We start from the raw sequence: 15,480 nt of genomic DNA, 5'->3' as shown, positions 1-15,480 counted from the left end.
GAAAACAAAATAAAACTATCGGATCAAACCGATAGTTTTATTTTGTTTGCACATTATTGTATCAGCGGCGATTCCGGCGCTTTTCATGATACATTGCAGAATCCGCATGACCATAGAGCTGTTGAAAATCAATGCCGTCACCAGGGTAGCGGGCAGCTCCGACACTTATAGTAATCGGCATATCTTGCGTGTTAAGTATTGCCTGTGAAATTTTTCTTGAAATAGATGAAATCTGCTCATCATTTGCGGTATCTTTCAAAAATACAACAAATTCGTCACCGCCGATCCGTCCGAGAATATCACTTTTCCGAATATTGCTTCTGACATTCGCCACCAGATCAATTAGCGTTTGATCTCCGACCAGATGACCGCACGTATCATTAATGTTTTTAAAATCATCTACATCCAGGATCAACAAAGCATGACAGCCATTGGAACCTTCTCCTCTTAAATATTGATTAATGGAAATCTCAGCCGTACGGCGGTTATAAATACCGGTCAAAGAATCCAGCTCCGCCTTTTTCACCAATTCATTATTTTTCTTTTTTTCTTCATCGATATTTGTCAGCTTACCGATAATTCGATTTGGTTGTCCCTGCTCATCGTACAGTACACTGGCAATAATGCGCATCCATACAAATTGCTTATCTTTTGACTGAATCTGAAAATCCATATTAATATCCTGTCCGCTTTTCAGCATTTCCTTATAAACCTGCTGAAGCCTTTGCCAATCGGGTTCGGGAATACATGCCTTTCCCGTATCCATATGAATCAATTTACCGTTTAAATCATTAAATATCTCAATATAATTATCACCGATTTCAATCGTACCTTTTTGACAATCAGCTTCAAACAAAATATCTCGGCTCTTTTCAGACAGGATACGATAACGTTCATCACTCAGGCGCAGGCGCTCCTTTTCTTCTTTCAGCCGCTTTGTTTGCCGGCGATCCATAAACGTGAAAAAGGCAAGCAGAAAAAGGAATATAGATAAAAGCTTAATCGTCAAAAAATACACTTGATCAGAGATAAAACGAAACTGTGTACGCACCGCAGATTCTGGAACGAGAGTAAAGATATACCAGTCGTGAATACCCAGCGGCGTATAATTTAGATATTGGGTTTTACCAGCCAGATCAAATGCGAAATTACCGCTTTTCCCCAGCTTCATTTGCTTTTTCAAAACGGTTGTTTGTGTTTCATCATACTGCTTCATATCCACTAGGATATTGTTGTGATCCAAACGTCCTTTATTATTAGCTGAGGATATGACATTGCCTTTACCATCAGTCAAAATCACATAATCATGATTATCCATTTCCTTACCGAAGAGCTGAAGATGAATGGATTCCACATGCAATACACCATTCAGCACACCGTTGATCTTATTAGGATCATTGGGATCGTACACGGGAACCGAAAGGATAATGCATTTCTCTTTGTCTACCTGTGAAACCAGCTGATCGCTGATGTAGTTCTCCCCTTTCATGGCATTTTGGAAATATTCTCTGCTTTTCGCATCAATCTCATGATTATCTGTACTATAGCTTTTCCCGTCGATATCTGACACCGATATACGAATGAAAGACCCTTTCTTAACCGTAGAAGTCAGTATTTGCTTTACTTCTTCCAGTGTGATGCCTGCCTTATCACTGAGAAAATCTGCCATCGCGTTAAGCTGTGTAAATTTTCCTTCAATTCTCATATTTACTGCTTCACTTTGATCCTTTGCCGCATTCTCCAGGGTTTGATAAGCGTGCTTTTTCAGCTTCGCATTGACACGATAGGAAAACTCAAACAATGAGCCCCATATCAAGGCTCCTGCCGCAAGTATAATGAAAGTGAAAATCATAAATTCCCGTTTTCTGCTTTTCATATAATCTCCGATAGATAAATTCTGCTTTTTCATATTATCATAATCATTATATTACTTTCTGATAGAATTATCAAAATGGATTGCGATTTCCTAAGCTTCCCGCGACTTCAAGTTATGAAAAAAAGACTCCGCATCAGCGAAATCTTTTCGTTACTCATAGAAGTATCACTCATTTAAATCATCATGCTTTACTATTTTCAGATAAACGATAATTCTGAATATGCCCATGACGATCAAAATACCGCCGATCACAGGCATCGCATATGGATATTGTTTTGACAGAGATGCACCACATACTAGCAGATAACAGCCGATTCCGATCAGGACAATGTAAACCACTATATTCCGTAATACAATCTTATTCACAATATCGCCTCTTTCTAACGTTTAATCGACGTTTGTCCCAGCCGGCAGATCACGTGCAATCGTCAGCAGATCCAGCTGTTCATCATTTGGTGTAGATGCGCACAGCAGCATGCCGTTTGATTCCAAACCGCGGAATTTAGCCGGCTTCAGGTTCGTAACAACCACCACATTTTTGCCAACCAGTTCCTCGCATGTAAAGAATTCTGCGATGCTGGAGACGATCTGGCGCTGTTCTTCTCCTAAATCAATCTGAAATACTAACAAACGATCCGCATTCGGATGTTTTTCACATTTTAAAATTTTACCAATCTTCAATTCAATTTTGTCAAAATCATCAATCTTAATCAAATCCTTCGCCATAGTTTCTTCCTCCTGTTTGGTTTCCTTCGCTTTTTTTGCCTCTGCCTTTGCCTTTTCTTCAGCAGCGCGGCTGTGATCACTTTCAATCTGTTCCAGCATTTTCGCTGCGTCAATACGGGCAAATAATATTTCCGGCTTCGTTTCTACTATTATACCACATTCCAATGCGCCAAATTCACGAATACTCTCATGTTCCGTTTGATTGGTATGCAGCTCCTTCAAAATCTTTTCAGCGGTTTCCGGAATGAAGCTCTTCAGCAGCACCGCCGCAATTCGGATACTTTCCAACAGATTATACAGCACTGTTGCCAAACGATCCTGTTTTGATTCATCCTTACCCAGCGCCCACGGCGTCGTTTCATCAATGTACTTATTGGATCTTCGTAACAGGGTAAAGATTTCATCAATCGCATCTCCGACCCTCAGCTCATTCATCTTCTCATCAACCCGCTTAACAGTATCCTTCGCTATGTCAATCAACTCTTGATCGATAGCCTCATAAGCCTTGGGATTGCTGACAACACCGTCAAAATACTTATTCTGCATAGACAGCGTACGGCTTACCAAATTTCCCAATATATTGGCAAGATCAGAATTGATTCGTTCAATCATCAATTCCCAGGTAATCGTCCCATCCTGGGCAAACGGCATTTCATGCAGGCAGAAATAACGAACTGCATCAACCCCGAAGTAATGAACCAGCTCATCGGCATAAATCGCATTGCCCTTCGACTTTGACATTTTGCCGTCCCCGACCAGCAGCCAAGGATGTCCGAATACCTGTTTCGGAAGCGGCAGATCAAGAGCCATCAGCATGATCGGCCAATAAATGGTGTGAAAGCGTAAAATATCTTTCCCGATGATATGCACATCGGCAGGCCAGAATTTCTTAAAATTATCCCCGTGATTTCCATCCGCATCATAGCCCAATGAAGTGATATAGTTGGACAGCGCATCAATCCACACATATACCACATGCTTATTATCAAAATCTACCGGAATACCCCAAGTAAAGGAGGTTCGGCTGACACACAAATCCTGAAGCCCCGGCTTCAGAAAGTTATTCAGCATTTCGTTCTTACGCGATTCCGGCTGAATGAATTCCGGATTGTCCTCAATATGTTTGATCAGACGATCGGTATACTTATTCATTTTGAAGAAATACGCTTCTTCACTAGCCTTCTGCACCGGACGCCCACAGTCCGGACATTTCCCATCAATCAGCTGACTCTCTGTCCAGAAGGATTCACAAGGCGTACAGTACATGCCTTCGTATTTACCTTTGTAAATATCACCCTGATCGTACAGCTTTTTAAAGATTTTCTGTACCTGTTTCACATGACCCTCATCCGTTGTACGGACAAAATAGTCATAGGATGTATTCATCATATCAAAATTTTTACGGATACTTCCCGCTATATCATCCACGAACTGTTTTGGTGTGATTCCTGCTTCTTTTGCCTTTTCCTCGATCTTTTGACCATGCTCATCGGTACCGGTCTGAAAAAATACATTATATCCCTGTTCTCTGCGATACCTGGCTATTGCGTCTGTCAGGATAATTTCATATGTATTTCCGATATGAGGACGGCCCGATGTATAGGCGATTGCGGTTGTGATGTAATAATTTCCTTTTTCACTCATAAAATTCCTCCTTATATAAATAAAAGCTCCCGCAAAGGACGAGAGCTCGTGGTACCACCTTTATTCATGCATAATCAAATACGCATCTTACTCGCTAACGCTGAGGTGCGTTTTATCCTACTGTATCGGATAAACAGTTCCGGGTCCATTTTCTGATCCTGCCGCCTGTCAGCTTCCACCAGCTGCTGACTCTCTGTCAAGCACATAGATCTTACTCTTCCCTTCATAACCTTTACAGCCTATATTATATAGAATCCTCATGCAGTTGACAAGTACTAAATCTGAATCACAATGCGCTCTTCTTGTTCTATACGGACTTTACCGGAAAGTCGGGTATGCAGCAGAACATCCACCCAGGAGCGATGATGACGATCGACGAGGATAAACAAGATACAGAAGAAAAAATACAGCAGTACACCAAATGTATGAAACAGCAGATACAGTCCCACAAACGGAACTGCCTTTTCCAACAGCTCTCTCCGACATTTTACGGTTATTGATGCCGGTATCTGATTTTCCTGATACAAGGATAGATGGAGCAGCAGATTACCGCAGGTACCGCCATAGCGAATAATCAAAAACAAGTTAAATCCCAACAGGGATATCAACAATACCGGAAACATCCAGTACATGATGATTTCCAGCACCGTAAAGGATATCACATTGCCAAACACTAAAATGAAAGAATCGATAAACAGCGTGATGGGCATGAGGATACCGATCATATCATATACATAATTTAAGATCATCATCATTTTCTGAGAATGATTGCTTTGCTTTTTTTCTTCCATAATTTGCTCCTCTTTTTTTGAAACATCAGTTGTGCTAAAATGGTCTCAAGGAGGGATCTCCATGAAAAAATTATTACCCGCTCTCTGCTGTTTATTCATGCTCGTTACTCTTGTCGGCTGTCACGGCGAGGACAATGAATATAATGCAATGCAGACAGTCAATGACTATCTCACCAAATTAAGCAAGCTGGATCTGAAAGGCGCCGCTGAAATTACCGGTGAAGTATACGATGAAGATAATTTCGCCGCCTCCGGATATACCGCTGATGATTTAAAAAAACTGATGTTTTCCAATCTAAAATATGCCATTCGTGGTGAAAGCTATGACAGCAGTAAGCATCGAGCTGCGGTAAAAGTGAACATTACCAACTCTGATTACCAAAGCATTCTCCAAGCAGCACAGGCTGCTGTAATCGCTGATCCAAACAATATTGGTCTAGACAGCGCGACCCTGAACGGACTGGTCATGAAGAAAGCAAAAAAGTTATTAAAAGACGCGGATAAGCGTACTCAGACAGTTACGGTGTTATTAGAAAAGGGAGAGGATGGAACATTTCGCATCATCGAAGACAATGCCGCTTTCCATTACGCAATTACCGGGCAGGATCAGCCTGACGATGAATAACGAAACATTCCTACCCATATAATAATCGGGTTTCTGCGAGGATTTTGTCGAAAAAACATCTGTTTCATTCATCCGATTTAAACTATTCAGTAAGAAATACTCAATGATATGATGGTTAGAAAATAAAAAACTGTGCAGGTTCGATAGCGTCCTTGTTAAAAGACAACAGGTCTATCGCTTACACAGTTTTTTAATATTATTTTTCTTTAAATTGCAGAAAACGGTTCAAGATTTTTTCACCGTCGATCGGACATCCGGTATCACCGATCTGAATTTTTGGCTTTACCTTGCCATGGAAATCACTTCCGGCAGTTATATAAGCATCATGCCGCCGGGCAATTTGAAGCAGCTCGGACATCTGACGATTGGTATGATAAGAACTGAATACCTCTACACCATCTGCCCCAAGCTCTAACAAATCCTCGATAACCGAAATATCATCCTTGAAGTTACAGTAAGGATGAGCAATGACTGATAATCCTCCAGTCACCTTGATCATCTGCATAATTACTTTCACATCCGGATACTGGATCGGAACATAGCACGGCTTACCTTGCGAGAAATAATCCCAATAGAAATTTACATAAGGCATGTCACTTCGATCTCCGTGCAAATATGGATCAAATAACGGGTTGTTTCGATATTTTGGGTTGTTCATTGCCTGTTCGGCAATTTGTTCGCCGGCAATGGTCTGGAAACGGTTGTTCGCCAGCAGAGCATCGACATCGATCTTCATACCGGTGTATTCTTCAAAGTTCATGACTCGCTTCATACTTGCATCACGTTCGCGTTTCAGATTCTGATTTTCGATCTTGGCAAACATTTCACTCTTATAATCAATGTAGTAGCCCAGCATATGCATATTCCTGCCATGGTACACACAGTCGATTTCAATTCCAGGTATATAACGAATATCATATAATTTTGACATTCGCTCCGCAATCACATTTGCCTTAGCGCTATTGTGATCGGTGATCGATATCGTTTCTACACCACGGCGCTTTGCCAACTGAAAAATTTCCTCAACATTGAATTCGCCGTCATCACTAAAGGTAGTATGCATGTGGAGATCCACTTTGTTGACGCTCTTTTTCAGCAGCGACTCCGGCTGTCTGATCGCTTCCTTTACCTGCTTGATCTTCGCATTTGCGGGAACCTCCAGCAAGACAACCGGACGTGTTCCCAAGAAAAAATCAGCCAGGCTGCGATGATTGGGATCGACCAGCATAACCAGCAGATTAACTGCAGGCCAGATGAACACACCAAGCGCTCCCAGCAGTATACTCAAAACAAAGATCGGAAGGCCTTTACCGATTGCCTCACGCAGATAGAGGACTTTACCGCTGGCTTCATGACCATCTCTACGCACAATTTTAAAATTACACATATATCGACCAAGTGATTCACCGTTCATTTTCACCACCATCAGCGGATAGAAAAACAGCAGGGATACAATCATCAGACCCAGCTCGATAATCTGTACGACCGGCAAAAGGGAAGCCGGAAGAATATCAGAAAAAATCAATAAAACGACAATCAGCCACAGATAGATCGGAAAAAACATCACGGAACAGTCGATCAGTACACTGACAAAACGTTTTCCGATATCTTTATAAGTTACTCTTGAGATAAAATAGCGTCCCTCTTTTTCATAATGACGAGAACGCTGTTTAAAGAAGATCGTCAGAATCTCTTTCCATGTATAGTTATCAATTCCTGAATTTTCCATAAAGCACCTCAATTCTCTTTTTCATATGTGATGATACCAAACCGTACCAGCAGACAATCCGCGATCATCGCCAGCAGAAAGGACAGACCAACGATAAACAAAAATTTCAAATCGATATTATCACGGGGAAAGATCTGCATGCTGAGAGCAACGCTGATTCCTACCGAAAGCAGCGGTACAGCCATATGCTTTTTCACACTGCTCTGGGTCATTTCATACTTTGCTTCACAGTTTTTACAGCGAAGATGGACTGCGCCTTTGACAAAAGAAGCTTTGATATCTGATCCGCAGGACGGACACTTCATAATTTTCGGCACACTACCACGCTCCTGTTTATCATTATACTACAAAGTTCTGCTTTCTGTCTGCCTCCGCATAAAAAAAGCGGCAGCGCCGCTTTCTCTTTACGCAATGGACTGACAAGCCTGATCCATCTTTATCACTCGATGGAAACGCTCAAGGAATGCCGGTGTCCAGTCATGGGTTACCACAATACACAGAATATCCTGCAATGAGAAGATTAGATCATTGATCATATGTGCATTATTGGGATCAAGAGAAGCACATGCTTCATCAAAGATAATCACTCTGGACTGCTTCAGTAAGGCGCGGGCAATCGCAATGCGCTGCTTTTCACCTCCGGAAATGCTTCGTCCGAAATCCCCGATCGGTTCATTGCCATGGGCCTTCATGAGTTCTGTCAAATTTACTTTATCAATCACGCTCTGTACCAGCTGTTCATCATAATCACGGTACATTGTGATATTGTTTAAAATTGTGTCATTGAAAATAAAGGTATTCTGGTGAACAACTGAAATCAGATCATAGATATCCTGCTTACGAATTCTGGAAGCTGACTGATGACCGATTTGAATGGTTCCTTGATAATCTTGATAATACTGCATCAGCAGACGAGTAACGGTTGATTTACCGCAGCCGCTGGTGCCGATGATGGCATATTTCTGACCGGCACTGAAGGTATCACTAAAGTTTTCAATGACCGGCCGTTCGGTATATCCGAAAGACACATTTTGATAAGAGAGATTCCATTCATCGGCCAGATCCAGAGACTGCTGCTTGTCTTCACGCTCCTCATTTTGATGCAGGAACGTCTGTACTTTATCAATGATCGGTTTTGCACCTTTCATATAAGTGAGTATTTCGGAAAAGCTGGCAATCGGATTTACTACATAATTCAGCAGCTGAACGGCTGTCATCAGCATACCCGCTGTCAGCTCGCCGCGGATAACCAAGAGACCCCCAATCAGAAAGCAAAGACATTGGGATATGGCGCCCAGCATTCCGGAAGTATTAAAGCTGTTCATTTCCAGCGCAGTTGAACGACGTCGGCTCGCTTCTCGCTGTTTGGTATCACGATCAAAGCGGTTTAAAAATTTTGCCGCAATATTATTGGTACGGATACATTCATAGCCTTCAATCATTTCCTTTACACAAAATGTATAAGCTTCATTATCTTCACTCAAATGTTCTTTATTACGCTGAAGCCGCTTTGAGAATAACATTGGAACAGAGATCGGAAGAAGCAGAAGCAGGGCAAAGCAAATCGTTAAAAATACATTAATAGAAAGCAGTGCCCCTAAGGCTAAAATAAACTGTGAAGCATGCATCGCAATCATCGTCATATATTTCAAGTACTCATCATCCAAAAGATTCATATCATTAGACAAGAGATTCAAATAGTAAGCATTATCTTCTGCTTCAAAGGCCGCATATGGAACACGAAAGAGCTTAGCGGCTATATCTTTCTTCACATGAGTCATCACTTTCTCCACAAACACACGTTTCGTATAGGTAGCGATGATCAGTGTAAGCAGGGTACCGACAACTGCCAGCACTACCTGCAGGGAGGCCCAGTACAAATTAGCTTCCTGTCCTTTTAATATATAGTCGATCATGTCACCTAAATAAAAGGCAAATAAAACTTCCAGCCCGGCAGATACAAGGTAGCACAAACTGCTGATCAATAAGGGCAGCTTATGACGGTAAATGTAATATTGCATATTGCTCACCTATCGAGGAAGGTACAGCGTGCTAAGTCCATGAGAATAATGCAGCTGTTCTTTCCAAATCTGATCATGAAGCTTTTTTGTGTTATATACATGTTCTGCCGACTTGGCAGTATTTCCTTTTTTCATATGATCTTTCTCCTTTATAGAACAATGTTTTGTTCTTCATGTATATTATATAACATAACATTGTTTTATTGTAAAGAGGTTTCTGTTAATTTTTATTTTTTTCACATTAGCTTTAAGCAAAACCGGTTCCGTCCCCGCGTACGATCGCTTCAAGATAGGTAATTGAGAACACTTGCTTCTCCTTTCTTTGATCCAAAAGAAAAACTCTGCCGCGTGCAGCGTACAGAGTTTTTGATTACATTTACTTATGCTTTTTTCGCAAACAGCAGATAGGACAGCGGTAAGCCGCATCCGTCATATACATCAGTTAAACCTATATCATAGTCATATTCATTCAGCTTTGTTACATACATACCTACATCGCTGACAGCATTCATGATCGCAGACATCGTGTGTGTAAAGCTGATGAACGTCTTGGATGTGTACGTCTTTGACATATAGCCCATCCCTTCATTTTCAATCCAAGGCTCCTTACGAAAATACGAGTATACAAAACGGTCCAGATGATTTTGATCAAATTCAGGTTCACCCGGCATCGGCAAGCTATTCATGATCGGATGAAAATCATGAATTATCAGCAATCCACCCGGCTTCAAACATTTCGCTGTTTTTTCAAACAGCAGATTCAAATCCTCAAACCAGGTAATCGCACCGATCGTAAATAAAACATAATCAAATTTATTATGATAAGCTTCTGGAATATCCAAAATACTACATGCCTGAAATTCACAATTTTTGATACCTGCCTGGTCAGCTGTATCACGCGCCTGCTGAATGATATTTTCCGCAATATCAAATCCATATCCCTGCTTCACTCCAAGCTGCATCAGCGACAAAAGCTCCCGGCCGTTGTTACAACAGAACTGGGCAACGGTTTTATTTTTAAATTCCAGCTTTTTCAATTCAGTTATCATGTCATTCTGAAAGAACGGCAGTTCTTCGGTTAATAAACGCTGCGCATTTTCTTCACCCCAACCCTCGTGACGATGTTCAAAGGCCTCTTCCCAAGCCTCCTTATTTCCTTGTATATAATCCATCGTGTTTCTCCTTTTATACTTCTACATGGTTTTCATGATTCCAGCACTCATAATAGCGGATATCCAGTACCTTAGTATCCTTCGTTCACTGCATACTGCTGTTCATCACTTCTCGATTCTCGTAATCGATATCTGTATCTGTTCTTCCTTATGCTTGAACATTCACCAATTACTTCTTCATAATATCATATATTTTTTATCTAAAAAAGAAGCGAAAAACCGCTTCTTAGAATAATCCTTTGATATTCCCTGCCTCATCAATATCCATCTTAAGCGCAGCCGGTGCCTTCGGCAATCCCGGCATTGTCAAAACATTGCCCGTCAGTGCTACGATGAAGCCGGCTCCCAGCGATGGCCGGAATTCTCTCACCGTGATTGTGAAATCCTTAGGCGCTCCGTAAATCTTATCCTGATCAGTCAGGGAGGTTGGTGTCTTTGCCATGCAAATCGGTGTTTTATTCCACCCTAGTCGGTTATATGTGGCAATCTGTGCTTTCGCAAGCTCACTGTATTCAACATGAGCCGCCCCATAACAAGTTTTCGCAATTACCGCAATTTTATCTTCGATCGAAGCTTCCACTTCATAGATTGGATGATATTGATTCGGCTGCTCACAAACCTCAACAATTTTCTCAGCCAGGGCAATACCGCCGGCTCCGCCTTTTTCCCAAACCTGAGAAAGTGCCATCGGATGATGATTTTCTTCACACCAGTTTTCCAGTGCCATCACCTCAGCCGCGGTATCACTGACAAATTCATTGATTGCGACAACATAAGGCAGTCCGAAATGCTTTACCGTATCAATGTGCTTCGCAAGGTTAGCACAGCCATTCAGCATCGCTTCTACATTTTCCTGTTTCAGATCATCAAATGCTACACCGCCATGCTGTTTCAAGGCTCTTATCGTCGCTACGATTACAACTGCATTAGGTTTCAGACCGGCAAACCGGCATTTGATATCCAGAAATTTCTCAGCGCCTAAATCGGCACCGAACCCAGCTTCGGTAACAACATAATCACCAAGCTTCAATGCGGTCTTTGTCGCAAGAATCGAATTGCATCCATGGGCGATGTTCGCAAATGGACCGCCGTGTACAATGACCGGATTATGCTCCAGCGTTTGTACCAAGTTTGGCTTCACCGCATCCTTCATGACCATGGCCAACGCACCCTCAATTTTCAGATCGCGTACATACAGAGGTTCCCCTGCAGTATTATAAGCGATCAGCATACTGCCCAAGCGCTGTTTTAAATCCATCAAAGAGGTGGATAAACAAAGCACCGCCATGACTTCACTGGCAACTGTAATATTGAATCCATCTTTGCGTTCTACGCCATTGCTTTTCGGTCCTAAACCGACTTCAATCTGGCGCAGCGCCCGATCATTCATATCCAGGCAACGTTTCCATGTGATCTTTTCCAGATCGATCTGAAGCTCATTTCCCTGATGGATGTGATTGTCAATACAAGCGGAAATTAAATTATTAGCGGTTGTGATCGCATGCATATCTCCGGTGAAGTGCAAATTCAAATCTTCCATTGGCACAACCTGTGCATAACCGCCTCCGGCAGCACCGCCTTTCAGTCCAAACACCGGACCCAAAGAAGGCTCCCGCAGCGCGATCACGGTTTTCTTATTGATCCGGTTTAAAGCGTCGCCAAGTCCCACCGTTGTAGTGGACTTCCCTTCACCGGCTTTGGTCGGATTGATTGCCGTCACCAGAATCAGTTTTCCATCCGGCTGTGATTCACGCTTCTTTAAAATATCCAAAGACAGCTTTGCCTTGTATTTTCCATAATGTTCAAGATCATCTTCCTCAATCTCGATTCGTTTTGCGACTTCACTGATGTTTTGCATTTTACATGCCTGAGCGATTTCTAAATCGGTCTTATACATAGCCTGTTCCTCCTATAATATATGAACGCGATGAAATATTTCATCGACATTTTTCACATGATGCATTGGATTAAAACAGTCGTCTATTTCTTCTTGAGTTAACTTGGCGCGGACTGTCTCGTTCGCTTCCATAAGACCTTTAAAATCAGTTTTTTCTTCCCACGAACGAATCGCATTCGGCTGTACCAAATCGTATGCTTCCTCACGTGACAAGCCTTTTTCGATCAGCTTCAGCATAAAGCGCTGAGAGAAAATCACCCCATAGGTTTTATAAACATTTGCCAGCATGTTATCCTCAAAAACAGTTAAATTCTCCAGGATGTTGGCAAAACGGTTCAACATGTAATCCAACAGCTCAGTCGCATCCGGTGCGATGATCCGTTCCGCACTGGAGTGAGAAATATCCCGCTCATGCCACAGCGCCACATCCTCATAGCTGGTCATCATATACCCGCGCATCACCCGGGCACATCCGCACATATTTTCCGACCCGATCGGATTGCGTTTATGCGGCATCGCGCTGGAACCTTTTTGCCCCTTGCGGAAACGTTCTTCTACCTCCCGTACTTCGGTACGCTGTAAATGGCGGATTTCGGTTGCCATCTTTTCAATCGAGGTCGCAATCAGTGCCAGTGTGGAAAAATACTGTGCATGACGGTCACGCTGCAGCGTCTGCGTCGATATATTCGAACTGGTGATTCCTAGCTTCTCACATACATAATCCTGGACATATGGAGGTGTATTCGCAAAGGTACCGACTGCGCCGGAAATCTTTCCCGCCTCGATCACCGATGCGGCTTCTTTGAACCGATGCAGATTACGCTGCATCTCATCATACCATAAGGCAAATTTCAAGCCGAAGGTCGTAATTTCCGCATGTACACCATGGGTGCGCCCCATCATGATCGTATCTTTATAACGGAGTGCCTGTTTCTTCAAAATTTCGATAAATCGCTTTAAATCTTTCAATAACAGTTCATTCGCCTGTTTGTATAAATAGCCGTAAGCGGTATCTACCACATCGGTACTGGTTAAGCCGAAATGCACCCATTTCTTTTCTTCGCCCAGTGTTTCTGAAACAGCTCTGGTAAATGCCACTACATCGTGATGTGTTTCCTGCTCAATTTCATAAATTCGGTCGATGTCAAAGTCGGCGCGCTCCCACAATTTTTTCACATCTTCTTTGGGAATCTCGCCGAGCATGGACCATGCTTCACATGCCAGCAACTCTACTTTCAGCCAAGCCTGAAAACGATTTTCCTCACTCCATATAGCCTGCATTTCTTTTCTTGCATAACGATCGATCATAAATGCCTCCTACTCCATATCTTTCTTACCGATATCATTTCGGTAAAATAAATGTTTACAATGTATCTTATGAACATCCTCATAGGCCTTCTCATAAGCTGCCGCTAAGGTATCCGCCTTTGCCACCACAATGAGCACACGGCCGCCGTCTGTCACCAGCTGAGCATTATGACGCTTCGCTCCCATGTAGTAAACCATGCTGTCAACATTCTCTACTCCTTCGATCAGGGCACCTTTGGTGGAGGATGCCGGATAATTCGTACTGGCCATTACCACTCCCAGAGTTACCTGATCATCCCATTCCAACGTGATTTCCTGATGATTCATAACGGCCTGAATAATCGAAATAAAATCAGTTTTCAAGCGCGGCAGGATGACCTCTGCTTCCGGATCACCAAAACGTGCGTTAAATTCAATCGTTTTTACACCGTCATCGGTAAGCATTAAACCGCCGTATAAGAACCCCGTAAAGCTGTGACCTTCCTCGACCATCGCTTCGGCCATCGGACGCATTACCTGATTCATGGTATCCTCAATAATAGCAGGCGTGATGCGCTTCACCGGTGAATAGACGCCCATACCGCCGGTATTAGGCCCGGTATCTCCATCATAGGCACATTTATGATCCTGGGCTATTTCCATCGGAATCACCGTCGTACCATTGACAAAACAGATCAAAGAAAATTCAAAGCCTACCAAACATTCTTCGATAACCACCTGATTATTGGGAATCTCAAAGGCAATTTTCAGTGCTTCCTCAGCCTCTTCGATCGTCTTTGCTACGGTTACGCCCTTGCCGGCTTTCAACCCATCCTCTTTGATAACGATCGGAGCACCCTGCGCCATAACATAGGCATAAGCGCAGTCATAATCACGGAAAGTTTGATAAGCTGCTGTCGGAATCTGATATTTCATCATGATTTTTTTAGCGAAATCTTTGCTTGACTCCACCTGCGCCGCATCCTTGGTCGGGCCGAAAGCAAGCAGTCCCGCCTCCGTAAACGCATCCACAACGCCAAGTGACAGTGATGATTCCGGTCCTACGATCGTCAAATCGATCGCTTCTTTTTTCGCAAACGCAACCAGACCTGCGATGTCACTGTCGCTGATCGCTACACATCGTGCAATATTCTCCATGCCAACATTGCCGGGTGCTGCATACACCTGATCCACTTGGGGACTGCGATAGGCCGCATGCGCAATCGCATGCTCGCGCCCGCCTTTACCGATTACCAATACTTTCATAATTACCTCCTGCTATGAAAATAAAAAAACGTGAAAGTCAAAAAGGATATTTCACGTACTTAACCGCAAAAATCCCTTGTAGTTCACCGATTTACGGTCGGTGAGTAGAAACGTGTCAACCGATTATGACCTTATACAAGGATTCTGTACGTACTTATTTTACTTGATTGTAATCACTTTTACAATGACAATTCCAAATTTACAAAGCTCTGCCATAAAAAAGACTCCAAGGGGTAGTTGGAGTCTTTTTTAAAGGGTTAAAATTTTATAAGATGATGGATTACAGAGGATTTAGACAAGATGTCGTACAAGATGAACGATCCTATCTGACGTGCATATCTGAAGGCCCTCCACATTGAGCTTTCAGTATGCGTTTTTGAAGCAGTGTCCGTTGTGTTTTTTAATTATGTTATGAAAGGGAAATTAGACAGAATTAACGGATATCA

General features: G+C 42.6%; 13 protein-coding genes, 1 riboswitch and 1 other annotated feature. Of the genes, 1 reads left to right on the top strand and 12 read right to left on the bottom strand.

Annotated elements, in window-relative coordinates; genetic code table 11:
- Positions 1-61: 61 nt before the first annotated feature.
- The 4 genes from GSF08_RS02120 to GSF08_RS02105 form a co-directional block, all read right to left on the bottom strand.
- Positions 62-1,876 carry a sensor domain-containing diguanylate cyclase gene (locus GSF08_RS02120; RefSeq protein WP_160624225.1) on the bottom strand — a complete coding sequence of 605 codons (1,815 nt, stop codon included), beginning with the start codon at positions 1,874-1,876 and terminating at the stop codon, positions 62-64.
- A 165-nt stretch (positions 1,877-2,041) separates the two neighbouring features.
- Positions 2,042-2,242, bottom strand: coding sequence for a hypothetical protein (locus tag GSF08_RS02115; RefSeq protein ID WP_160624224.1), 201 nt, complete (start codon positions 2,240-2,242; stop codon positions 2,042-2,044).
- 21 nt (positions 2,243-2,263) lie between these two features.
- Positions 2,264-4,246 carry a methionine--tRNA ligase gene (metG, locus tag GSF08_RS02110; protein WP_160624223.1) on the bottom strand — a complete coding sequence of 661 codons (1,983 nt, stop codon included), beginning with the start codon at positions 4,244-4,246 and terminating at the stop codon, positions 2,264-2,266.
- 31 nt (positions 4,247-4,277) lie between these two features.
- Positions 4,278-4,482: a binding site (T-box leader), on the bottom strand.
- 39 nt (positions 4,483-4,521) lie between these two features.
- Positions 4,522-5,037 carry an RDD family protein gene (locus GSF08_RS02105; protein ID WP_160624222.1) on the bottom strand — a complete coding sequence of 172 codons (516 nt, stop codon included), beginning with the start codon at positions 5,035-5,037 and terminating at the stop codon, positions 4,522-4,524.
- Positions 5,038-5,098: 61 nt separating this feature from the next.
- Between GSF08_RS02105 and GSF08_RS02100 the strand changes: the two genes are divergently transcribed.
- A complete protein-coding gene (locus tag GSF08_RS02100) occupies positions 5,099-5,662 on the top strand; it encodes a hypothetical protein (RefSeq protein ID WP_160624221.1) in 564 nt (187 codons plus the stop codon).
- Between the two features lie 196 nt (positions 5,663-5,858).
- On the opposite strand, the gene GSF08_RS02095 is transcribed toward GSF08_RS02100, so the two are convergent.
- From GSF08_RS02095 to purD, 8 genes are all read right to left on the bottom strand, one after another.
- Positions 5,859-7,391: an RDD family protein gene (locus GSF08_RS02095; RefSeq protein ID WP_160624220.1), complete on the bottom strand. Its 1,533-nt coding sequence runs from the start codon at positions 7,389-7,391 to the stop codon at positions 5,859-5,861.
- An 8-nt stretch (positions 7,392-7,399) separates the two neighbouring features.
- Entirely contained in the window at positions 7,400-7,708 is a 309-nt protein-coding gene (locus GSF08_RS02090; RefSeq protein WP_160624219.1) for a hypothetical protein, read from the bottom strand.
- Between the two features lie 87 nt (positions 7,709-7,795).
- A complete protein-coding gene (locus GSF08_RS02085) occupies positions 7,796-9,412 on the bottom strand; it encodes an ABC transporter ATP-binding protein (RefSeq protein WP_160624218.1) in 1,617 nt (538 codons plus the stop codon).
- A gap of 9 nt (positions 9,413-9,421) precedes the next feature.
- Positions 9,422-9,547 carry a hypothetical protein gene (locus tag GSF08_RS11635; RefSeq protein ID WP_283809447.1) on the bottom strand — a complete coding sequence of 42 codons (126 nt, stop codon included), beginning with the start codon at positions 9,545-9,547 and terminating at the stop codon, positions 9,422-9,424.
- Between the two features lie 245 nt (positions 9,548-9,792).
- Complete coding sequence (locus GSF08_RS02080) at positions 9,793-10,584, bottom strand: class I SAM-dependent methyltransferase (protein WP_160624217.1); 792 nt, start codon at positions 10,582-10,584, stop codon at positions 9,793-9,795.
- Between the two features lie 226 nt (positions 10,585-10,810).
- Entirely contained in the window at positions 10,811-12,481 is a 1,671-nt protein-coding gene (locus tag GSF08_RS02075) for a formate--tetrahydrofolate ligase (protein WP_160624216.1), read from the bottom strand.
- Between the two features lie 12 nt (positions 12,482-12,493).
- Positions 12,494-13,789 (bottom strand): adenylosuccinate lyase, encoded by a 1,296-nt coding sequence (gene purB / locus GSF08_RS02070; protein WP_160624215.1) that lies wholly within the window; start codon positions 13,787-13,789, stop codon positions 12,494-12,496.
- 9 nt (positions 13,790-13,798) lie between these two features.
- Positions 13,799-15,034, bottom strand: coding sequence for a phosphoribosylamine--glycine ligase (gene purD / locus GSF08_RS02065; protein WP_160624214.1), 1,236 nt, complete (start codon positions 15,032-15,034; stop codon positions 13,799-13,801).
- A 59-nt stretch (positions 15,035-15,093) separates the two neighbouring features.
- Positions 15,094-15,193, bottom strand: a riboswitch (purine riboswitch).
- Between the last annotated feature and the right edge of the window lie 287 nt (positions 15,194-15,480).

This window comes from Copranaerobaculum intestinale (genome assembly GCF_009831105.1).
In the GTDB taxonomy this organism is placed as follows: Bacteria; Bacillota_I; Bacilli_A; order Erysipelotrichales; family Erysipelotrichaceae; genus Copranaerobaculum; species Copranaerobaculum intestinale.
The sequence above is the reverse complement of the archived record's forward strand: the minus strand, read 5'-3'. Positions and strand labels throughout refer to the sequence as shown.

Excerpts from the sequence above, each read along its gene's own strand:
- GSF08_RS02075 (WP_160624216.1), bottom strand. The coding sequence starts at position 12,481 with ATGTATAAGACCGATTTAGAAATCGCTCAGGCATGTAAAATGCAAAAC.
- GSF08_RS02080 (WP_160624217.1), bottom strand. The coding sequence starts at position 10,584 with ATGGATTATATACAAGGAAATAAGGAGGCTTGGGAAGAGGCCTTTGAA.
- purD (WP_160624214.1), bottom strand. The coding sequence starts at position 15,034 with ATGAAAGTATTGGTAATCGGTAAAGGCGGGCGCGAGCATGCGATTGCG.
- GSF08_RS02100 (WP_160624221.1), top strand. The coding sequence starts at position 5,099 with ATGAAAAAATTATTACCCGCTCTCTGCTGTTTATTCATGCTCGTTACT.
- GSF08_RS02085 (WP_160624218.1), bottom strand. The coding sequence starts at position 9,412 with ATGCAATATTACATTTACCGTCATAAGCTGCCCTTATTGATCAGCAGT.
- GSF08_RS11635 (WP_283809447.1), bottom strand. The coding sequence starts at position 9,547 with ATGAAAAAAGGAAATACTGCCAAGTCGGCAGAACATGTATATAACACA.
- metG (WP_160624223.1), bottom strand. The coding sequence starts at position 4,246 with ATGAGTGAAAAAGGAAATTATTACATCACAACCGCAATCGCCTATACA.
- GSF08_RS02095 (WP_160624220.1), bottom strand. The coding sequence starts at position 7,391 with ATGGAAAATTCAGGAATTGATAACTATACATGGAAAGAGATTCTGACG.
- GSF08_RS02105 (WP_160624222.1), bottom strand. The coding sequence starts at position 5,037 with ATGGAAGAAAAAAAGCAAAGCAATCATTCTCAGAAAATGATGATGATC.
- GSF08_RS02120 (WP_160624225.1), bottom strand. The coding sequence starts at position 1,876 with ATGAAAAGCAGAAAACGGGAATTTATGATTTTCACTTTCATTATACTT.
- purB (WP_160624215.1), bottom strand. The coding sequence starts at position 13,789 with ATGATCGATCGTTATGCAAGAAAAGAAATGCAGGCTATATGGAGTGAG.